Raw genomic sequence first — 20,330 nt, forward strand, 5'->3', positions numbered from 1 at the left:
ATGATGCCTGATGCCAATTGCAATGCTCGTTTCATCATAAAAAATGAGCATGGTCTACATGCTCGTCCAGGAGCAAACCTGGTTGCGACATTAAAACCCTTTAAATGTGAAGTTAAGATCGCAAATCTTGCAAGAAGTGATAAATACGTAAATGCAAAGAGTCTAATGGCTCTCATGTCCCTGGGTATAAAAAAAGGCCATGAAGTCAATATCGTATTCCTGGGTGAAGATGCCCAAATTGCATTACAAAAACTTAGCGCCGAAATCGAAAATGGTTTAGGTGAATAAGTTTAATATCATTGGCGCTTATTTTTAAATAAGCGCCAACATCCGAGGATTTGGGAGCATTATGATGACCACCACCCATGATCGAGTTAAGTGGAAAGGCTATTCAGGAGTCCCCGCGTAAATATCAAACCGATGCCCTTTCGTAACTACCGCGTTCGGCGTGGCGACATCCGCCAGCGGCGGTGCGTAATCCGGGCGCTTCACTACCACACGTTTAGTGGCTAACTGACGCGCAGGCTCCAGCAGCCCATCCGCATCCAGGTCCGGCCCCACCAACGACTGAAACACGCGCATCTCTTTTTTCACCAGCGCGCTTTTCTGCTTATGCGGGAACATCGGGTCGAGGTACACCACCTGCGGACGCGGGGTGATATCGGTTAACGCCGTCAGGCTTGAGGCGTGGATCAGTTGTAAACGTTCCTGCAGCCACGGACCGATTTCCGGGTCAGCATACCCTCGCGCCAGGCCATCATCCAACAGCGCCGCCACGACCGGGTTACGTTCCAGCATTCGCACGCGGCAGCCTACTGAGGCCAGCACAAACGCATCGCGCCCCAGCCCTGCAGTCGCATCAACCACATCCGGCAGGTAATCGCCTTTAATGCCAACCGCCTTCGCCACCACTTCGCCGCGACCACCGCCAAATTTGCGCCGATGGGCCATCGCACCGCCAACGAAATCCACGAAGATACCGCCGAGTTTGGGCTCATCACGTTTGCGCAGTTCCAGATGTTCCGGTGTCATCACCAGCGCCATCAGGTTATCTTCATCGTGCGTAAGATTCCAGCGGGCGGCAAGAACAGATAAGGCGCCGTCTCCGGCGCCTGTTTCATCTACTAAGCAGATTTTCACGTGAATAATCAGCCTTTAATCCCGTAATGCTCCAGCATTGCATCCAGTTGCGGCTCACGGCCACGGAAGCGCTTGAACAGTTCCATCGGCTCTTCAGAACCACCACGGGTGAGAATGTTATCGAGGAACGATTGTCCGGTTTGACGGTTGAAAATCCCTTCATCTTCAAAGCGAGAGAATGCATCCGCCGCCAGCACGTCGGCCCACAGGTAGCTGTAGTAACCCGCCGCATAGCCACCAGCAAAAATGTGGCTGAAGGCATGCGGGAAGCGGCCCCACGTTGGGCCCGGCACCACGGCGACCTGCTTTTTAATTTCCGCCAGCGTTTCGAGGATTTTCGCCCCTTGCTGTGGGTTAAACTCCGCGTGCAGACGGAAATCAAACAGGCCAAACTCCAGTTGACGCAGAATAAACAGCGCCGCCTGATAGTTTTTCGCCGCCAGCATTTTATCCAGCAGCTCCTTAGGCAGCGGCTCACCGGTCTCAAAGTGACCAGAGATAAATGCCAGCGCTTCGGGCTCCCAGCACCAGTTCTCCATAAACTGGCTCGGCAGTTCGACCGCATCCCACGGCACGCCGTTGATACCTGAAACACCGGCGGTTTCGATACGGGTCAGCATATGGTGCAGACCGTGGCCGAACTCGTGGAACAGGGTGATCACTTCATCGTGGGTAAACAGCGCGGGTTTGCCGTTCACCGGGCGGTTAAAGTTACAGGTCAGGTAGGCAACAGGCTTTTGCAGCGTACCGTCGGCTTTACGCATCTGGCCGACGCAGTCGTCCATCCACGCCCCGCCACGTTTATGTTCACGGGCATACAGGTCAAGATAGAAACTGCCGCGCAGTTCGTTGTTTTCGTCATACAGTTCGAAGAAACGTACTTCCGGGTGCCAGACGTCAACATCAGTGCGCTCTTTAGCGGTAATGCCGTAAATACGTTTAACCACTTCAAACAGGCCGTTAACGGCTTTGTTTTCCGGGAAGTATGGACGCAGCTGCTCGTCGCTGATGCTATAGAGGTGCTGTTTTTGTTTCTCGCTGTAGTAAGCGATATCCCACGGCTGCAGCTCATCGACACCAAATTCTGCTTTCGCGAAGGCGCGCAGTTGAGCCAGCTCTTTCTCACCCTGAGGACGGGCACGTTTCGCCAGGTCGGTAAGGAAGTCGAGTACCTGCTGCGGGTTTTCCGCCATTTTGGTGGACAGAGATTTAAAAGCGTAGCTTTCAAAGCCCAGCAGCTGTGCCAGCTCGTGGCGCAGCGCGAGGATCTCTTCCATTATCGGGCTGTTGTCCCATTTACCAGCGTTTGGCCCCTGGTCAGACGCGCGAGTGGAGTAAGCGCGATACATCTCCTCACGCAGCCCCTGGTTATCACAGTAGGTCATCACCGGCAGGTAGCTTGGGATATCCAGCGTTAACAGGTAGCCTTCCTGCTGTTTAGCATCAGCCTGGGCTTTTGCAGCCGCCAGCGCGCTTTCCGGCATGCCGGAGAGTTCCGCTTCATCAGTCACCAGCTTAGTCCAGCCCATCGTGGCATCGAGGACGTTATTGCTGTAGAGATTGCCCAGCTCAGACAGGCGGGTGGCAATCTCACCATAGCGCAGCTGTTTTTCCTTCGGCAGACCAATACCAGAAAGCTCAAAATCGCGCAGCGCGTTATCGACCGCTTTTTTCTGTGCGGTGTTCAGGGTGGCGTAATGATCACCGTCACGCAGGTCGCGGTACGCTTTGTACAGACCTTCATGTTGCCCAACCCAGGTGCTGTATTCAGACAGCAGCGGCAGCGTTTGTTCGTAGGCTTCGCGCAATTCCGGGCTGTTTTTCACCGAGTTCAGGTGGCTAACCGGAGAGAAAATACGCCCCAGCACATCGTCAACTTCCGCCAACGGCTGGCAAAGATTTTCCCAGGTGTACGGCGCGCCCTGCGCAACCACTCGCTCAACGTTTTCGCGGCAATCGTTCAGCGCCTTAGTCACGGCAGGCACGACGTGCTCAGGCTGAATTTTAGAAAATGGCGGCAGTTCGAAGGGGGTCAGCAATGGATTGGTCATTAGCGCGGTCCTGTTGAAAAGAGTGAATGAAGCGCGTATCCGGCGCTGTGCATATTAATTTGTACAATGGGGTTAAGTGTAGAGGATTTCAATGCCAGGCGTTGCGCTTTCGCGGCAGTGACGACTTTTCTGTATACTGTGGCGATACGCTTTATTTTCGCCCGATATTGCGCTGTTTTCGGGCCTACGTTTATAACCTGGAACACGTTTACCCATGCTGAGTTATCGCCACAGTTATCACGCTGGCAACCACGCCGACGTCCTTAAACACACCGTCCAGAGCCTGATCATCGAATCGCTTAAAGAGAAAGAAAAACCGTTTCTCTATCTGGATACCCATGCTGGCGCAGGCCGTTATCAGCTGAGCAGTGAGCATGCCGAACGTACCGGTGAATATCTGGAAGGGATCGCCCGTATCTGGCAGCAGGACGATTTGCCTGCCGAACTGGAACCCTACATTGGCGTGGTGAAGCACTTCAACCGTAGCGGCCAGTTGCGCTACTACCCCGGCTCTCCGTTAATTGCTCGCCAGCTGCTGCGAGAACAGGACAGCCTGCAATTAACGGAACTGCACCCGAGCGACTTTCCTTTGCTGCGCGGCGAATTCCAGAAAGATGAGCGCGCACGCGTGGCCAAAGCCGATGGTTATCAGCAGTTAAAATCAAAATTACCGCCGGTTTCCCGTCGCGGGCTGATCCTTATCGATCCCCCCTACGAAATCAAAAGCGACTATCAGGCGGTGGTGACAGGTATTAACGAAGGCTATAAGCGTTTCGCAACCGGCACCTATGCGCTGTGGTATCCGGTAGTTCTGCGCCAGCAAATCAAACGCATGATCCACGACCTGGAAGACACCGGTATCCGCAAAATTCTGCAGATTGAGCTGGCGGTGCGTCCGGACAGCGATCAGCGCGGCATGACGGCGTCCGGCATGATTGTAATAAACCCGCCGTGGAAGCTGGAGCAGCAGATGAACAGTGTCCTGCCGTGGTTGCACAGCAAACTGGTTCCGGCAGGAACCGGTCATACGTCGGTAAGCTGGATCGTGCCGGAGTAATCGCAGTCATCGGTGGAACCTTTTAATTTCAGGTATACAATCGCGAATATTTTGGCGGATGGCGTAACGCTTCTCCGCCCTACAATGAACATGAAGGAGCGGTCATGACCAAGCACTATGATTACATCGCTATTGGCGGCGGCAGCGGCGGTATTGCCTCCATTAACCGTGCAGCAATGTACGGCCAGAAATGCGCGCTGATTGAAGCCAAAGAGCTAGGCGGCACCTGCGTTAACGTTGGCTGCGTACCGAAAAAAGTGATGTGGCATGCCGCACAGGTCCGCGAAGCAATCCACATGTACGGGCCGGATTACGGTTTCGACACCACCATCAATAAGTTCGATTGGGATAAACTGATCGCCACGCGTACCGCTTATATTGATCGCATTCATACCTCGTACGACAACGTGCTGGGCAAAAATAATGTCGATGTGATTAAAGGCTTTGCCCGCTTTGTGGATGCCAAAACCATTGAAGTGAACGGTGAAACCATTACTGCCGATCATATTTTGATTGCTACCGGTGGTCGCCCGAGCCATCCGAGCATTCCGGGTGTGGAAAACGGTATCGACTCCGACGGTTTCTTTGAGCTGCCCGCGCTGCCAAAACGCGTGGCCGTTGTTGGCGCAGGCTACATCGCCGTTGAACTGGCGGGCGTAATTAACGGTCTGGGTGCACAAACGCATCTGTTCGTGCGTAAACACGCGCCGCTGCGCAGCTTCGACCCAATGATCGTCGACACGCTGGTTGAGGTGATGAACACCGAAGGCCCGACTCTGCATACTCACGCGATACCAAAAGCGGTCGTTAAAAACGCTGATGGCAGCCTGACCCTGCAACTGGAAGATGGTCGTAGCGAAACGGTAGATTGCCTGATTTGGGCGATCGGTCGTGAACCTGCCACCGACAACTTCAACCTGGCGGTTACTGGCGTGAAAACCAACGAAAAAGGCTACATCGTCGTTGATAAATTCCAGAACACCAGCGTGCCGGGTATTTATGCCGTCGGCGATAACACCGGGGCCGTTGAGCTGACGCCGGTTGCCGTTGCCGCGGGCCGCCGTCTGTCCGAGCGTCTGTTTAACAACAAGCCGGACGAGCATCTGGACTACAGCAACATCCCGACCGTGGTCTTCAGCCATCCGCCTATTGGTACCGTGGGCCTGACCGAGCAGCAGGCTCGCGAACAGCACGGCGATGATCAGGTGAAAGTGTATAAATCATCGTTTACCGCGATGTATACCGCTGTCACCACCCACCGTCAGCCGTGCCGCATGAAGCTGGTTTGCGTCGGTCCGGAAGAGAAGATTGTCGGTATTCATGGCATTGGTTTTGGGATGGATGAAATGCTGCAAGGCTTCGCGGTCGCTCTGAAAATGGGCGCAACCAAGAAAGACTTTGATAACACCGTTGCCATTCACCCAACGGCATCTGAAGAGTTCGTGACCATGCGTTAATCGCGCTTCAGGAATGTTAAAGGGCAAAGAGGGGTTAGCTCTTTGCCCTTAGTTACGTTTCCGCTATCAGTTCAGCAGTTGCAGCAGATAGCGGATCAGCTCCAGCAACGCGATTAACGCTCCCAGAACGATGATTGCTTTATCAATCACCCGTTTTCTCCATCAGATGGAGTGAGAATGCATCCGCTTACTCATCCATTGCCTGTCACGGCGCATGTCCCAGTGTTAGATGATGGAACTCTCACTCCGGCCAGAGCATCGGCCAACGGCACCACCCGTACAGCCGATCAGGACTTAGAAAGCGTTTAGCGCGCGTCCGGAATGAAAATGCTTCAGAGCTAACTGGATAAGTATACAGTTGTTTTAATCAAAACAACCAGCGTATTCTTGCAATACTACCGGTAAGGTAATACGATTGAAGCGTTAGATGATGGAACTCTCACTTCGGCCAGAACCACCAACTCGGGCTGAAGCGTAAAAAAACCGACGTGAAGTCGGTTTTTTTACGTCCGAATCTGGACCACAGAGAAATTATTTACCCTGCATATACGGTGTATATACCCCATTAAGGCTTTCGAGGAATGCCACGATATCGTCGATATCTTCCTGCGGCAGTTCTTTACCCACTTGATAACGCAGCATCAGTTTTACCGCACCGTCGAGCGTAGGCACATCACCGCGATGGAAATAAGGCGCAGTCAGCGCAACGTTACGCAATCCAGGGACTTTCTGACGCAGCTTGTCACGTAATTCATTGGTGACGTTCATGCGGCCAATATCTGCAGCAGTGACCTCGCCGAAATTAAAGTCCTTTTTCAGACCCAATGGCTCAAATGAACGTCCGCCTAAAATAATTCCGCCATGACAGGTCGCGCACTTATTATCTTTAAACAACTGATAGCCATGTTTTTGCTGAGCGGTTAAGGCCGCTTCATCACCACGCAGCCATTTATCAAACGGCGAATTTGGCGTAATCAGCGTTTTCTCAAACTCAGCAATCGCATCGGTAATATTATCCCCACTGAATCCCTGCGGATAAACGGCAATGAACTCTTGCTTAAGTTGCGGATCCTTGTCCAGTTTCTGGATAATTTCATCCCAGGATTTTGACGCCATTTCGATAGGGTTCAACGGTGGGCCACCGGCCTGCGCCTGCAGTGTTGGCGCACGGCCATCCCAGAATTGCTCAACGTTAAAGACCGAGTTAAATACCGTTGGCGCATTGATAGGGCCAACCGCGCCGCCGACACCGATTGACGTTTTCCGGCCATCCACGCCGCCCGCATTCAGGGCGTGACAGTGCGCACAAGAAATCGTGCTGTCGCCGGAAATACGCGGGTCATGGTAAAGCGTAAAACCAAGCGCTACTTTGCGGGCATCGGTCGGGATGCTTTCCGGTATCGGCTGTACAGGTTCATTACGATGCTGCGCGGCAGTATCGTTACTGGCGTAGTACTGCTCACGCTGTTTCGCAATCCAGCCCAGGATCTCTGCTCGCTCCGTATCGCTTACCTTGCCAGCCCAGTGCAGTGCGGTATAACGCGTCGGCGGCATGGTCTCGTACTGCATCACCCACTCAATTTTATTCAGATCGCTTTGCGAAACGGGTTTATCCGCGACCAGCGCCGCACGAACGGCCTCAAGATTGAATGATTTGTATCCCAGTTGAATATCGTAATTCATCAACTGCTTAGCGACGGGAAAAGAAGAATAGAAAGGTAATTCAGCCGAAGGAGTGTGACAATAATCGCATCCTTTTTCACGTAAGAACCCTAGTACTTTATTATTTTCTTCCAGTGTAGAGGCCTGAACATCAGCCTGTTTACTCCGTTGATTATCGTGATACCACACATAACCGGATAATCCAAAATAACAAACCGCGACGCCAGCTATGGCAATCACGGTAAGACGGGTAATGATTTTCATTATTTTACCCTCACCGTTGTGAGTTATTGTGACCCAGAAAATTAGAATAATTAATAGACAGTCTTTGTCAGACCTGACCATCATAGGAAATGAGGGGATTACTATTTTGATAAGTATCAAGCAATTACATGGAGGAGAACTATCGATAGAATAGCCTGTGCCTATTATAGAGTTAAACGTTACCAGGTTGTGTTCACACCTCGTTGCAATCGAATGTTCTGAAAATGGAATATCCTCAGGTTGTGCAGAATTCGGAATTCTGCATTATTTTCATTGGGATAGATTTATTTTTTGGATATTGCGCAGCACTAAAATGTGATCGACCGCACGCTTTACTCACCAGATACCGAAGCGAATGTCTACGCTTAATTGACGAGCGGGCAATAGCCTTAATCTTTCAACGTCCATCGGAGGTCTTTCGCATTATGCTCAACCAGAAACTACCCCACGCCCCTTCTGAAGAAATGACGATCGACATCGATCTGCTTTATGAAATGGATCCGTGCGAGTTAAAGCTGGATGAAATGATTGAGGCGGAGCCTGAACCAGAGATGATTGAAGGGTTACCCGCCTCAGATGCGTTAACTCCCGCCGATCGTTACCTCGAGCTGTTCGAACACGTTCAGTCGTCGAAACTGTTTGCCGATAGCAAAACCTTCCCCGACTGTGCGCCGAAAATGGATCCGCTGGATATTTTGATCCGCTATCGCAAGGTTAAACGCCACCGCGACTTTGATCTGCGACGCTTCGTCGAGAACCACTTCTGGCTCCCGGAAACGCCCTCCAGTGAATATGTTTCTGACCCGGCAAATTCGCTGAAAGAGCATATCGATCAACTGTGGCCGGTGCTGACGCGCGAACCACAGGATCACATTCCCTGGTCCTCGCTGCTGGCGTTACCGCAGTCATATATTGTGCCCGGCGGGCGTTTTAGTGAAACCTACTACTGGGATTCCTACTTCACCATGCTGGGTCTGGCGGAGAGCGGTCGCGAAGATCTGCTGAAATGTATGGCGGATAACTTTGCCTGGATGATTGAAAACTATGGCCACATCCCGAACGGTAACCGTACTTACTACCTGAGTCGCTCGCAGCCGCCGGTCTTTGCGCTAATGGTCGAACTGTTTGAAGAGGATGGCGTACGCGGCGCACGTCGTTACCTTGATCATCTAAAAATGGAGTACGCGTTCTGGATGGATGGCGCAGATTCCCTGGTACTCAACCAGGCCTACCGTCACGTGATCAGAATGTCGGACGGCTCCCTGCTCAACCGCTATTGGGACGATCGTGATACGCCACGCGATGAGTCGTGGCTTGAAGACGTCGAGACCGCCAAGCATTCGGGTCGCCCACCCAATGAAGTGTATCGGGATTTGCGCGCGGGCGCGGCCTCCGGCTGGGATTACTCCTCGCGCTGGCTACGCGATGCAGGCCGTCTTGCCAGCATACGCACCACTCAGTTCATCCCTATTGACCTGAACGCGTTCCTCTACAAGCTGGAAAGCACTATCGCCAATATTTCCGCACTGAAAGGCGACAAAGAAACTGAAGCGCAGTTTCGCCAGAAAGCCAATGACCGCCGCGATGCGGTGAATCGCTATCTCTGGGACGATGAAAACGGCTGCTATCGCGATTACGACTGGCGGCGCGAACAAATGGCCCTGTTCTCTGCCGCCAGTATTGTGCCGCTGTATGTCGGCATGGCAACGCATGAACAAGCCGACCGACTTGCCAATGCGGTCCGCAGTCGCCTGCTAACCCCCGGAGGGATTTTAGCCACGGAGCATGAAACGGGTGAGCAATGGGATAAACCCAACGGCTGGGCGCCGCTGCAGTGGATGGCGATCCAGGGTTTCAAACTTTACGGCGACGACCATCTTGGAGATGAAATCGCCCGTAACTGGTTGAAAACGGTGAATCTCTTTTATCAGGAACACCACAAGCTTATCGAAAAATACCACATCGCCGACGCCGCGCCGCGCGAAGGCGGCGGCGGAGAATATCCGTTACAGGACGGCTTTGGCTGGACCAATGGCGTGGTGCGCCGACTCATCGGTCTGTATGGCGAACCCTAGCAGCTGACGGTCTGAATTATCAGACCGTCAGTTAATCGCATCGTACAGTTCGGCGTGAATTTTCTGCCATTTCTTGTTCTCTGGGCTTGGCTGCGCGCGAACGCGTAGCTCGGCCTGTTCAAGGTCATACTGCTGACGCGCGACAACCGCCGGCACCGAGCAAAAACTTTGCAGATAGCTTTTATGCAGCGATGTGAGTGACGCCCCATTCGCCATCGCATGGCTGACCGTGGTCATAAACTGCCGACATGGCTTACTCTCACTCATCTGCGAAGGGTAACGCAGCAACAGCCTCAACACCTCGGTATTGCCTGCCGAGAATGCCTGCTCCGTCCACGCCAGCTTCCAGTCCATCCCGCCCTGTAGGAAAAGTGACGTCACACGGGTGTCGTTGCGCTCGATAGCCGCGCGCATGTTAAAGGCATCCCAGGTGATGCCCATTCGGGTCACCGACTCCCGCGCACCAGGGGCATCACGCCGTGGCTCCTCCTGCACGATTTCAACGGATTGCCCAGAAGACGCTTGTGGCGCTGGCGAAGTGAATAACCAGAACGCGCCCAACGAAATCACCAGCACCATCACACCGACCGCTACCCACAACATGCCGGAAATCAGCTGTTCACGTTCTTCCGCCGTGCGCCTGGCCCGCTTCTCCGGCGGATCGATACTGTCTGCGATTTCCTGTTTATCGCCCCCTGCCTGCTCGTCTTTTTGCTTTGCGTTTTCCCAAAACTGGCGAACCGTCGCCTCATCGGACGCCAGATACGACGCAGGATTAATGCGCGTACGCCGTTCTTCAAATGCCCGCTGCACAGGGTGAGTAATCTGTCGGTACTGGCAATCCAGCAACAGCAGTTGTACTGAGGTTAGCGGCTGCTGCGCGATAACGCAGTTACGGGCCAGGCGGCAGTCATCCAGGAACATCCTCAGCGTGATACGTGGCTCAACAAACGACATGAGCACCGAGGTATCGTTAAAAATCTCGCTAAAATGCCGAACGAATAACTTCTTATCGACAACCATCAGCGCCAGTTCGCTAAACATCATGCCGTCCAGCGCATCCCGACTTTCCCCCAGCTTCAACCAGCGACGCAGACGTTCACCGCCAAAGTGCTGTTTCAGGAAGCTGTTGAGCGGATGTTGATCCGGCCATACCCGCGCAATGAGGGATTTGAGGGTTAATTCTATTGCGCGAAGCTGACGCTGCGCCCGCATCTGCGCATCCGGCTCTGCACGTTCAATCTCGGTTGGATACTTCAGGAGGGGCTGTTGCTGGCGCAACTGTTCCAGAGAAGCGACAAAGCGCAGCGCAGAAATCAGCTGGTTTTCACTGACGTCCTGGCCATTTTCATATTGCGGCACGCTCTGCTGAAGATGGCGTAGCCGCAACGTGAACTGACTCAATTGCGCGTCATTCATCTGCAACCGCCTGGCGACAACGCCCCAACCTCCCAGATTCAATCGCGCCTGGTCAAGCTGCTCGAGAAACCAGCGTGGATCTTTACCCTCTGCGACGCGCACGCCAAGCATCAGCAAAATTTCTACCGAGGCCTGGCGGATTATCCCCAAACAATGTTCGAATGGTGTACATGTCGCCTGTAACGCGCTATTGGTCATTATCTTCCCTAAAAGGACCCAAAAAGTGCGGCCTCACAATGGTGTGTAGTTATCTTTTTTAAATGCAGCGCTGTGCCGCCACAGACTAAAACACATTCATATAGCAAATAAATATGTTTTACAGTGACTTCCGCACAATCATTGAAAATTATTCTGGAGATAAGCCTGTGCCTGTACTAAAAACCTCGCGTTTGATCTGCCGCCCGCTCACACATGACGACTGGGCGTTTTTCTTAACGTTACAGCAGAACGCAGATGTGATGCGCTTTGTCGCTGACTCGCGTACCGAAGAGGAGATACAGACAGTCTTTGACTCCCGCTTGCCTGAATGGTCTCCCGGCAGTCCACACTGGCTGTGCCTGATCCTGTGCGATAAGGCATCGGGCGTACCGCTTGGGGTAACCGGATATATTCAGGATAAAAATGAATGTGCCGAGGTCGGCTTTCTGCTCACTCCCGAGGCGCAAGGCAAAGGTTATGGCGCTGAATCCCTGCATGCCGTTTGCGATTATGCGTTTACCGCCGGAGGACTACGCCGACTGACGGCCTGCGTCACCGCAGGAAACGATGCCTCACGGCGTCTACTGGAAAAGGTCGGGTTCATTCTCGAAGGCACGCTGCGCGAAAGCTACTGGCTACATCAAACCTGGCATGATGACTGGATTTTCGGCCTGTTAAAACATGAATATCAGCCGCCCGCGCCATCAGGCGTTTTGCTGTAAAAAATGGCTGGATGGCGGCTGGCGTAACGGGGTGTGTTTCTTAAAATAGGTCTCTTTGTACAGAGATTATTATGCCGCTGCATTCGACGCATTTCACGCCCGCCTGTATCGCATTTATTAAGCAATGGCAGGGCCTGTCGCTGGAAAAGTATCAGGACAAAAAGGGGATCTGGGTCATTGGCTACGGGCACGAAATCACCGCAGATGAATCCTTTGATGCCCCAATTATGCTGATGCAGGCCGAAACATTGCTGCTCGCGGATATAAATATCTGCGAGGCATTCATCCATAAGGAAATGCCGCAAATACAAGATCGTTTTCAACAGGAAGCGTTAATTGCATGGATGCTCAGCGTGGGGATTAGCCGGTTTTGCAGTGCTGAATTCTGGCCGGGGGCTATTTCACAGCCAGAAACAGTCTGACTGTGAAATATTTGCCCATTATAGGGTGTCGTTTAGCATCATTGCCGCCTGCGTACGGTTTTTTACCTCCAGGCGCTGATACAGCGATTCAAGATGGGCTTTTACCGTTCCGGTGCTGATATTTAATAATCGACCAATTTGTTTATTAGATTCTCCGGCGGCCAGCATCGTCAGAATCTCCCGCTGACGCGCGCTGAGCAATCTGATATTTTGCCCGCCACATTCGGTCGCTGCGATGCAATCTCTGGGGATAAACATCATACCTATCGCGACGCTATTGAGTGCCAGCGTGAAGGTTTCCGCATCAGAATCGCGCGGAACAATGGCCAGCACGTTTAATTGCGTGACTTCCTGTAGCCATTTTTTACGGCAGTCCGTTGCGGTTACCAGCACTTTTACCTTCGCAAAGCGCTCTGCTATCTGTTGCAGCAAGCTACGGCAGAACTCAGCGTCAAAATCTCCATCCAGCATTACCAGTGCATCAGGATTCTCTTCCAGCGTCCGCCAAAGATCATCTGCCTGACTGACACCCTGAACATTCACTCCTGGAATACGCTCTTGCAAAATTACATTCATTCCATGAATAAATATTGACTGCCTGTCAAACATTATTAACTGCATTATTTATCTCCGTCTGAATAAGATATTAGCCTTAACACGCGGAAGGGTATTATCCGAGGGGCAAAATATGAAGTCACCATTTGGCGGAGGCCATTTTACCGATAGACGGAGAAGAAAGAAGCAGACGTTATAAATAGTTACAGCTGAAACCAAAGAATCACACAAAGGATCAAAATCGGGGTCAAATATTCAGAAAATCCTTAATATTTGATGTTCAAACCTGGATTACTAATATTAATAATCCGGAGTTTATATTCTTAGCTAAAAATAAGGAACTCACGATAACAGACAAATATGTTACAAAACAAAATATCGCATTAAATGATCATACGGACATGAGAATGGGGAGGTGATCATGGTTTCTGATGCAACAAATCCACTCCCGAAGAAGAATGAACTCTTCAGAACGTTTATCCCCGATCTCTTTCAGCACCGCGATCGCGGTATCAGATTCCAAATAATACCGGCAAACGCCACCAGCTATATTTTGACTTCTGATGGCGCGCCAGTTTTCTATTGCTCAAAAAGTTAAGTAAGAGGCTGTCGATTACAGGAACATCCCGCCAGAGACTTCGATACGCTGTGCCGTCATCCAGGCCAGCTCATCGCTGAGCAACGCAGCAATGGCGTCGCCAATATCGTCCGGTAACCCAACACGCCCCAGCGCCGTCTGCGATGCAATATAGGCATTCAATTGCGCATTATCCCGCACGTTTCCGCCGCTAAAATCCGTCTCGATTGCCCCAGGCGCAATAATATTCGCCGTAATGCCGCGCTCTCCCAGCTCTTTCGCCTGATAACGGGTTAACACCTCCATCGCCCCTTTCATGGCAGCGTAAGCGCTGTAACCCGGTAGCGCAAAGCGCGACAATCCGGTCGAGACATTAAGAATGCGTCCGCCGTTGTTGATCAGCGCCAGCAGGTTCTGTGTCAGGAAAAAAGGTCCTTTAAAATGGATGTCCAAAAGCTGGTCAAATTGCGCTTCAGTGAACGCCGGATAAGGCGCGTTAATGCCAACTCCGGCATTGTTCAATAAATAATCAAAGGTGTCGCTTTGCCAGTGCGTTTGTAGGGTTTCCTGCACCTGTTTGACAAACTGAGGGAAAGTGGAAATATTTCCGACGTTCAACGGTAATGCTACAGCTTTACCGCCAGATTGGCGAATTTCATCCACAACCTGCTGCGCTTCTTTTTCATTGCTGTTCCACGTCAGGATGACACCAATGCCTTTACTCGCCAGCTTTAGCGCCGCGTTTTTACCGAGTCCACGGCCGCCGCCGGTCACCAATGCGATACGTTGCGTCATAAGAAACCTCATTTCAGGTGTTGTGAAGATTGAGACAAAGCTTATTAGGTGGTAGAAAAACAATAAATACCGCTTACTGCGCATTACTGTTTCATTTAGAACAACAATAGGGCATGAGAATGGATAAAATTCACGCAATGCAGTTGTTCATCCGCGTCGCAGAACTGGAGAGCTTTTCGCGCGCGGCAGACACCCTCGGACTTCCTAAAGGTAGCGTATCGCGCCAGATCCAGGCCCTGGAAAATCATCTGGGCACACAGTTGTTGCACCGCACAACCCGCCGCGTTCAGCTGACGCAAGACGGCATGATCTATTACGAACGAGCGAAAGATTTGTTGAGCAATCTCGATGAACTGGATGGGCTATTCCATCACGACCCGACCAGCATCAGCGGCAAGCTGCGCGTCGATATGCCGGTTGGTGTGGCGAGAAATCTGGTGATGCCCCGTTTACCGGCCTTCTTGCATCAGTATCCGGGGCTTGAGCTCGAACTTAGCAGCAGCGACCGCCTGGTGGACTTGATCCGCGAAGGCTTCGACTGTGTGGTACGCGTGGGAACGCTGAAAGATTCAGGGCTGATTGCGCGCCCGCTGGGGAAACTCACGCAGATTAACTGCGCCAGCCCGCAATACCTCGCCCGCTTTGGTTATCCGGAAAGCCTGGAGGATTTAGCCTCGCATGCGGTGGTGCACTACTCAGTCAATTTGGGAACGCGTGCGCAAGGCTTTGAAGTGGCAACAGACAACGGTGCTAAATGGGTTAAAACCGGCGGCATGCTGACGGTGAACAGTACCGAAACGTATCATGCGGCATGTCTTGCCGGTCTGGGCATTATTCAGGTACCGCGCGTGGGCGTGCGTGATGCCCTGCGCGCCGGTACGCTGATTGAAGTATTGCCGCAATATCGCGCCGAACCATTACCGGTTTCATTGCTCTATCCGCATCGCCGTAACCTCTCCCGCCGCGTACATCTGTTTATGGAATGGCTGACCGGCGTGATGAAAGACTATGTGGACTGACAAGCTATACTGTCCTGAGAATGAACAGAACAAGGATTACTGCCCTGATGACGCAGGAAAAAGAGATTAAACGCCCCATTCAGGAACTTGAGCACGCACCAATCCCAAAAATTGAGACCCTGGAGCGTAAAAATACAGAAACCAACGGTAAGACCAACCAGGCGCTGAAAACCGCCCTGACCTTCGCCGATAAAATTCAACGCCAGCCCATGATTGCCCATCTGATTCGCGCCGCGGAGAGATTTAACGATCGTATGGGAAATCAGTTTGGCGCCGCCATTACCTACTTCTCGTTTCTGTCGATGATCCCTATCCTGATGGTGTCGTTTGCCGCCGCGGGTTTTATTCTCGCTTCGCACCCTACGCTGTTGCAGGATATCTTCAGCAAAATCCTGCTCAACGTCAGCGATCCGACGCTCGCCTCCACGCTGAAAAACACCATCAATACCGCCGTTCAGCAACGCACCACCGTCGGTCTGGTGGGTCTTGCCATCGCGCTCTATTCCGGAATTAACTGGATGGGAAACCTGCGCGAAGCTATTCGTGCCCAGTCGCGGGATGTCTGGGAGCGGACCCCACAGGATCAGGAAAAAATTTGGGTCAAATATCTGCGTGATTTTGTCTCATTGATTGGCTTACTGATTGCGCTGATTGTTACGCTGTCCATTACCTCCATCGCCGGTTCCGCCCAGCAGATGATTATTTCTGCGCTGTATCTCGACGGCATCGAATGGCTGAAGCCCGCCTGGCGGCTGATCGGCCTGACCATCTCTATTTTCGCCAACTACTTGCTGTTCTTCTGGATTTTCTGGCGGCTACCGCGTCACCGACCGCGCAAAAAAGCGCTCATTCGCGGCACGTTTATCGCGGCACTGGGGTTTGAAGTCATCAAAATGATCATGACGTACACGCTGCCATCACTGGTGCAATCGCCGTCAGGCGCGGCGTTTGGTTCCGTACTTGGCCTGATGGCGTTCTTCTACTTCTTCGCCCGTCTGACTCTGTTTTGCGCTGCCTGGATTGCCACAGCAGAATACAAAGACGACCCGCGTATGCCGGGGAAAACCCACCGCTAATCTTTGTTAACTGCCTGATAACGCTGCGCTTATCCGGCCAACCCAATGCTTACGTCGAAATCCTGCGCATTATCAGAATTAAAATCCAGCCCGTAACTTTTGTTTAACCAAAAACCAGTTTTATCATCCAAGTTTTAAATTATGTGAAGCATTTCATGGAAGTGAAATCTCCAGCCTAAAAATTATCCCCTTTTTGCTCTATTTTTGACCGATCGCAAGGTTTGTTACAGATTGAAATGTCTCTTTTGCTGTGCGTAATATGACCTTTCGTTCGACCAAAAATAAGAAAATATTATGCAAGCAACAGCCACAACGCTCGACAACGAACAGGAACACACCCCGGTCAACTCGCGCAATAAAGTCGTCGTCGCCTCACTCATTGGCACTGCCATTGAGTTCTTCGACTTCTATATCTACGCCACCGCCGCGGTGATCGTGTTCCCCCATATCTTCTTCCCGCAGGGGGATCCGACCGCGGCAACGCTGCAGTCCCTTGCCACCTTTGCTATCGCCTTTGTGGCACGGCCTATCGGTTCTGCTGTGTTCGGGCATTTTGGCGATCGCGTAGGGCGTAAAGTCACGCTGGTTGCCTCACTGCTCACTATGGGGATCTCGACGGTTGTCATTGGCCTGCTGCCGGGCTATGAAACTATCGGTATTTTCGCCCCGCTGCTGCTGGCGCTGGCGCGTTTTGGTCAGGGTTTAGGACTGGGCGGTGAATGGGGCGGCGCGGCGTTACTGGCGACGGAAAACGCACCGCCGCGTAAACGCGCGCTGTACGGATCATTCCCGCAGTTGGGCGCACCTATCGGCTTCTTCTTCGCCAACGGCACTTTCCTGCTGCTCTCCTGGCTGCTGACCGACGAGCAGTTTATGAGCTGGGGCTGGCGCGTACCGTTCATCTTCTCTGCGGTGCTGGTGATTATCGGTCTGTACGTTCGCGTTTCGCTGCATGAATCCCCGGTCTTTGCCAAAGTGGCTGCGGCGAAAAAACAGGTGAAAATCCCGCTGGGTACCCTGCTGACAAAACATGTCCGCGTGACGATCCTCGGCACGTTCATCATGCTGGCGACCTATACGCTGTTCTATATCATGACCGTCTATTCCATGACGTTCAGCACCGCCGCGGCGCCTGTAGGGCTTGGCCTGCCGCGTAATGAAGTGTTGTGGATGCTGATGATGGCGGTTATTGGCTTTGGCGTCATGGTGCCGGTGGCGGGCCTGCTGGCCGATGCGTTTGGTCGTCGCAAGAGCATGCTCATCATCACCACGCTTATTATTCTGTTTGCGCTGTTTGCCTTTAAACCGCTGCTCGGCTCTGGCAATCCGGTGCTGGTGTTCGCCTTCCTGTTGCTTGGTTTGAGCCTGATGGGTTTGACATTTGGTCCGATGGGCGCGCTACTGCCGGAGCTGTTCCCGACCGAAGTGCGCTACACGGGGGCGTCGTTCTCGTACAACGTTTCGTCGATTCTTGGTGCTTCCGTTGCCCCTTACATTGCCGCATGGCTGCAGGCGAATTACGGCCTGGCGGCGGTCGGTACGTATCTGGCATCAATGGCGGCGTTAACGCTGATTGCGCTGCTGTTAACCCACGAAACCCGCCATCAGTCATTGTGATTTTTTGGCTGTAACCACCGTCTGCGGCCTACGTTGAGCATGAAATGTAGGCCGCAGAAGTGAAGCGTTAGCGCCATCCGACAACGGCAAAAATCACTTCTTCATTTGCGACAAAATGGTCCGGCATTGATTAGCGTCCCCTTCAGAAGGTGAAATCAGCGCCAGCAAGGCCGCCGCGGGCGTCACCAACGTTGCCAGCGCGGCAGCAACCGCACCGCGCGCAATCAGCGGCCCGGCCTTCACGCCGGCCTGCGGATTCTTAAAGGTGCCGCGAACATACAGCGGCGAACGCAGGGTAATAATACGAATGCCTTTGCTCTCCGGATCGATGGTTAAATCCAGTTGCTCCGACGCAAAACTCGCCGTACCAGTGACATTAATGACCGCGTTTTCCGTGTCGAAGGCAAAAATCTGCGGGCGGGCTACGCCGTTAACAATATCCAGATTCGCCGCCGCGCAGTTTACCCGTACCTCGTCATCACCAAATATCTGTCCAACAAGATAGTTGCCCAGATTCAAGCCAACAATTTCCATCAGATTCCGGCTGATCAAACCGTCGTTCATCAGCAGCTTCAGGTTGCCATTGCTGTTACCAAGCAGCGCCGCTACCGAGTTTCCGCTCCCGCTAAACCTGGCGTCACCGTTCATTTCACCGAGCGTTTTCTGCATCAGCTCCACATCCGGCATCAGCGCTTTTAGCTTCAGGCGGCGAGCCTGGATGTCCGCCTGCCCCCGCATCGGCTTTTTATCTCCTTCCAGATGGATGCTGGAGACAATGCTGCCTCCCGCGAGGCCAAATTTCAGCGGCTGCAGGCGCAGGTCGGCATTTTTCAGGATGATATGGGTGGAGAGATCGCTGATCGGCAGACTGCTGCCGTGCTCAATACGCCGTCCTTTGAAACGTACGTCAGCGTCCATCACGTTCCATTTGTCGGTTTCAAAACGGTCATACGGCAAGACCTTGTCCGCGGGCTGGACGCTCTTCTCACCTTTGCGCTGTTCAGATTGTTTGGCCCGCTCCGCCCCTTTGCCTGAATCCACACCGATCAGCGGCCCCAAATCAGCCAACCTCAGTTGGCGTGACTCAACATCCCCTTTCAGCATTGGGCGCGGCTTACCGGTGGTATAGGCCAGCGTTCCGTGAATATCGCTGTCGCCAATTCGGCCATTAAAATCGCGGTAATCAAAAACAGAGGATTTTTCCGGGTCAATTTTCGCGACCAGATGTCCGTCGGTTTCAAACGGCGGCGTATCCGGGAGCAGCACGCCGGTCAAATCGTACAAATCCCCTAGCGAATCTCCCGAGAATTTAAGCCGCAGATCCGCCCCACCCATATTCATCGGATCGTTTATCGTACCCATAAACGCCACACGCGTATTACCCGAACGGAAATCAGCCTGAATCGGGAAAGGAGTCCCTTCACCGCGCAGCGCCAGCATTCCGCCTATTTTCCCGCTACCGCTTAGCGGTTCGCCGTTATATCGGCCTTGCGCTTTCAGACCAAACACGTAGTCCTCAATGTGGGCGTTGCTCTCTTTACTTTTTGCGCCAGTCACTTCGCTAAAGGGCAACGGCTTACCCAGCGGATCGACCAGGATCTCAATCTCTGACTTCGTCACCTTATCGTTAATGGCGATGCGCCCTTGGTCGAATAGAATGTTATCCAGCCGGAAAGACCAGGCTGATGGCGGCGCTTTGGGATCGCGGTTTTCATCCCCTGCCAGGTTAAAGGTCCAGTTATTGTTTTTCTCCGACAGGCGGATAAGCCGCGCATCGGGTTTTACCAGCTTGATCCACGGGAGCCAGACGGTTTTTGTCAGCAATGCCAGTGGGGCGAGCGTGGCTTCAACGCGCGGGAGATGCACCATGGTGACGTCAGGAATGTCCGGCGGGTTGCCGAGGATGATATCCTCAGCATGAACATGCGGCCACGGAACCCAGCTACGCCAGCCGGTTTCCTGTTTTTGGCGTTCCCAAACCACGCCCAGGTCACCCCGTATGGCGAAGGGACGGTTGAGTTCTGTAGAGACTTTCTGGTTGATGGTCGGTTTGAGCCGGTTCCAGTCAAATGTCGCAATCACGATGATGAGTACGACGATCAACAACAAGAAAACCCCTATTACTGAAGTGGTTATTTTGCCTGTTCTCGTCATGTTTAACCTCCTTACTTTCTTCCTTGCCTGTCCTAAAGATAGTCCAGCAGAGGAAAAGGAGGCGTTCTAC

At 52.7% G+C, this 20,330-nt stretch carries 17 protein-coding genes; 9 read left to right on the plus strand and 8 right to left on the minus strand.

The features are described 5' to 3' along the window. On the plus strand, window positions 1-288 hold the full coding sequence (locus tag HV334_RS23325) for an HPr family phosphocarrier protein (RefSeq protein ID WP_029139725.1): 288 nt from the start codon (window positions 1-3) through the stop codon (window positions 286-288). Between the two features lie 99 nt (window positions 289-387). Here the strand turns inward: HV334_RS23325 and rsmJ are convergent, their stop codons facing one another. Both rsmJ and prlC read right to left on the minus strand, forming a co-directional pair. After that, window positions 388-1,140, minus strand: a complete 753-nt coding sequence (gene rsmJ / locus HV334_RS23330) for a 16S rRNA (guanine(1516)-N(2))-methyltransferase RsmJ (protein ID WP_181220958.1) — start codon at window positions 1,138-1,140, stop codon at window positions 388-390. A gap of 8 nt (window positions 1,141-1,148) precedes the next feature. Beyond that, window positions 1,149-3,191: an oligopeptidase A gene (gene prlC, locus HV334_RS23335; protein ID WP_046274490.1), complete on the minus strand. Its 2,043-nt coding sequence runs from the start codon at window positions 3,189-3,191 to the stop codon at window positions 1,149-1,151. A gap of 214 nt (window positions 3,192-3,405) precedes the next feature. Here prlC and HV334_RS23340 point away from each other — a divergent pair, with 214 nt between their 5' ends. Both HV334_RS23340 and gorA read left to right on the plus strand, forming a co-directional pair. Further along, the gene (locus HV334_RS23340; protein ID WP_181220959.1) at window positions 3,406-4,248 is read left to right on the plus strand and encodes a 23S rRNA (adenine(2030)-N(6))-methyltransferase RlmJ; all 843 of its coding nucleotides are present in this window, start codon (window positions 3,406-3,408) and stop codon (window positions 4,246-4,248) included. Between the two features lie 104 nt (window positions 4,249-4,352). Then, window positions 4,353-5,705 carry a glutathione-disulfide reductase gene (gene gorA, locus HV334_RS23345; protein ID WP_181220960.1) on the plus strand — a complete coding sequence of 451 codons (1,353 nt, stop codon included), beginning with the start codon at window positions 4,353-4,355 and terminating at the stop codon, window positions 5,703-5,705. 66 nt (window positions 5,706-5,771) lie between these two features. On the opposite strand, the gene dinQ is transcribed toward gorA, so the two are convergent. Further along, entirely contained in the window at window positions 5,772-5,855 is an 84-nt protein-coding gene (gene dinQ, locus HV334_RS23350) for a damage-inducible type I toxin DinQ (RefSeq protein ID WP_003837776.1), read from the minus strand. A 381-nt stretch (window positions 5,856-6,236) separates the two neighbouring features. Next, complete coding sequence (locus tag HV334_RS23355) at window positions 6,237-7,631, minus strand: cytochrome-c peroxidase (protein WP_181220961.1); 1,395 nt, start codon at window positions 7,629-7,631, stop codon at window positions 6,237-6,239. A gap of 425 nt (window positions 7,632-8,056) precedes the next feature. Here HV334_RS23355 and HV334_RS23360 point away from each other — a divergent pair, with 425 nt between their 5' ends. Beyond that, complete coding sequence (locus HV334_RS23360; RefSeq protein WP_016154885.1) at window positions 8,057-9,706, plus strand: alpha,alpha-trehalase; 1,650 nt, start codon at window positions 8,057-8,059, stop codon at window positions 9,704-9,706. Between the two features lie 27 nt (window positions 9,707-9,733). Here HV334_RS23360 and HV334_RS23365 read toward each other — a convergent pair whose 3' ends face one another. After that, on the minus strand, window positions 9,734-11,323 hold the full coding sequence (locus HV334_RS23365; RefSeq protein WP_141875778.1) for an STY4199 family HEPN domain-containing protein: 1,590 nt from the start codon (window positions 11,321-11,323) through the stop codon (window positions 9,734-9,736). Between the two features lie 167 nt (window positions 11,324-11,490). On the opposite strand from HV334_RS23365, the gene HV334_RS23370 reads away from it, so the two are divergent. Then, window positions 11,491-12,045 carry a GNAT family protein gene (locus HV334_RS23370; RefSeq protein WP_181220962.1) on the plus strand — a complete coding sequence of 185 codons (555 nt, stop codon included), beginning with the start codon at window positions 11,491-11,493 and terminating at the stop codon, window positions 12,043-12,045. 71 nt (window positions 12,046-12,116) lie between these two features. Beyond that, window positions 12,117-12,467, plus strand: coding sequence for a lysozyme (locus tag HV334_RS23375; RefSeq protein WP_181220963.1), 351 nt, complete (start codon window positions 12,117-12,119; stop codon window positions 12,465-12,467). A gap of 18 nt (window positions 12,468-12,485) precedes the next feature. On the opposite strand, the gene HV334_RS23380 is transcribed toward HV334_RS23375, so the two are convergent. Continuing rightward, window positions 12,486-13,088, minus strand: a complete 603-nt coding sequence (locus HV334_RS23380) for a response regulator transcription factor (protein WP_053388692.1) — start codon at window positions 13,086-13,088, stop codon at window positions 12,486-12,488. 547 nt (window positions 13,089-13,635) lie between these two features. Further along, entirely contained in the window at window positions 13,636-14,394 is a 759-nt protein-coding gene (locus HV334_RS23385) for an SDR family oxidoreductase (protein ID WP_016154890.1), read from the minus strand. A gap of 119 nt (window positions 14,395-14,513) precedes the next feature. Here HV334_RS23385 and HV334_RS23390 point away from each other — a divergent pair, with 119 nt between their 5' ends. The 3 genes from HV334_RS23390 (at window position 14,514) to HV334_RS23400 (ending at window position 18,106) form a co-directional block, all read left to right on the plus strand. Next, window positions 14,514-15,413 (plus strand): LysR family transcriptional regulator, encoded by a 900-nt coding sequence (locus HV334_RS23390; RefSeq protein ID WP_049283134.1) that lies wholly within the window; start codon window positions 14,514-14,516, stop codon window positions 15,411-15,413. A 47-nt stretch (window positions 15,414-15,460) separates the two neighbouring features. Next, window positions 15,461-16,489 (plus strand): inner membrane protein YhjD, encoded by a 1,029-nt coding sequence (yhjD, locus tag HV334_RS23395; protein ID WP_016154892.1) that lies wholly within the window; start codon window positions 15,461-15,463, stop codon window positions 16,487-16,489. A 294-nt stretch (window positions 16,490-16,783) separates the two neighbouring features. After that, on the plus strand, window positions 16,784-18,106 hold the full coding sequence (locus HV334_RS23400) for an MFS transporter (RefSeq protein ID WP_003023312.1): 1,323 nt from the start codon (window positions 16,784-16,786) through the stop codon (window positions 18,104-18,106). 93 nt (window positions 18,107-18,199) lie between these two features. Here HV334_RS23400 and HV334_RS23405 read toward each other — a convergent pair whose 3' ends face one another. Then, complete coding sequence (locus tag HV334_RS23405; RefSeq protein ID WP_181220964.1) at window positions 18,200-20,260, minus strand: AsmA family protein; 2,061 nt, start codon at window positions 20,258-20,260, stop codon at window positions 18,200-18,202. Window positions 20,261-20,330 lie beyond the last annotated feature (70 nt).

The sequence above is a fragment of the Citrobacter sp. RHBSTW-00944 genome, assembly GCF_013615435.1.
In the GTDB taxonomy this organism is placed as follows: domain Bacteria; phylum Pseudomonadota; class Gammaproteobacteria; order Enterobacterales; family Enterobacteriaceae; genus Citrobacter; species Citrobacter braakii.

Excerpts from the sequence above, each read along its gene's own strand:
- HV334_RS23390 (WP_049283134.1), top strand. The coding sequence starts at position 14,514 with ATGGATAAAATTCACGCAATGCAGTTGTTCATCCGCGTCGCAGAACTG.
- HV334_RS23360 (WP_016154885.1), top strand. The coding sequence starts at position 8,057 with ATGCTCAACCAGAAACTACCCCACGCCCCTTCTGAAGAAATGACGATC.
- HV334_RS23380 (WP_053388692.1), bottom strand. The coding sequence starts at position 13,088 with ATGCAGTTAATAATGTTTGACAGGCAGTCAATATTTATTCATGGAATG.
- HV334_RS23400 (WP_003023312.1), top strand. The coding sequence starts at position 16,784 with ATGCAAGCAACAGCCACAACGCTCGACAACGAACAGGAACACACCCCG.
- gorA (WP_181220960.1), top strand. The coding sequence starts at position 4,353 with ATGACCAAGCACTATGATTACATCGCTATTGGCGGCGGCAGCGGCGGT.
- HV334_RS23325 (WP_029139725.1), top strand. The coding sequence starts at position 1 with ATGATGCCTGATGCCAATTGCAATGCTCGTTTCATCATAAAAAATGAG.
- HV334_RS23340 (WP_181220959.1), top strand. The coding sequence starts at position 3,406 with ATGCTGAGTTATCGCCACAGTTATCACGCTGGCAACCACGCCGACGTC.
- HV334_RS23355 (WP_181220961.1), bottom strand. The coding sequence starts at position 7,631 with ATGAAAATCATTACCCGTCTTACCGTGATTGCCATAGCTGGCGTCGCG.
- HV334_RS23405 (WP_181220964.1), bottom strand. The coding sequence starts at position 20,260 with ATGACGAGAACAGGCAAAATAACCACTTCAGTAATAGGGGTTTTCTTG.
- HV334_RS23365 (WP_141875778.1), bottom strand. The coding sequence starts at position 11,323 with ATGACCAATAGCGCGTTACAGGCGACATGTACACCATTCGAACATTGT.
- HV334_RS23375 (WP_181220963.1), top strand. The coding sequence starts at position 12,117 with ATGCCGCTGCATTCGACGCATTTCACGCCCGCCTGTATCGCATTTATT.
- prlC (WP_046274490.1), bottom strand. The coding sequence starts at position 3,191 with ATGACCAATCCATTGCTGACCCCCTTCGAACTGCCGCCATTTTCTAAA.
- HV334_RS23385 (WP_016154890.1), bottom strand. The coding sequence starts at position 14,394 with ATGACGCAACGTATCGCATTGGTGACCGGCGGCGGCCGTGGACTCGGT.
- yhjD (WP_016154892.1), top strand. The coding sequence starts at position 15,461 with ATGACGCAGGAAAAAGAGATTAAACGCCCCATTCAGGAACTTGAGCAC.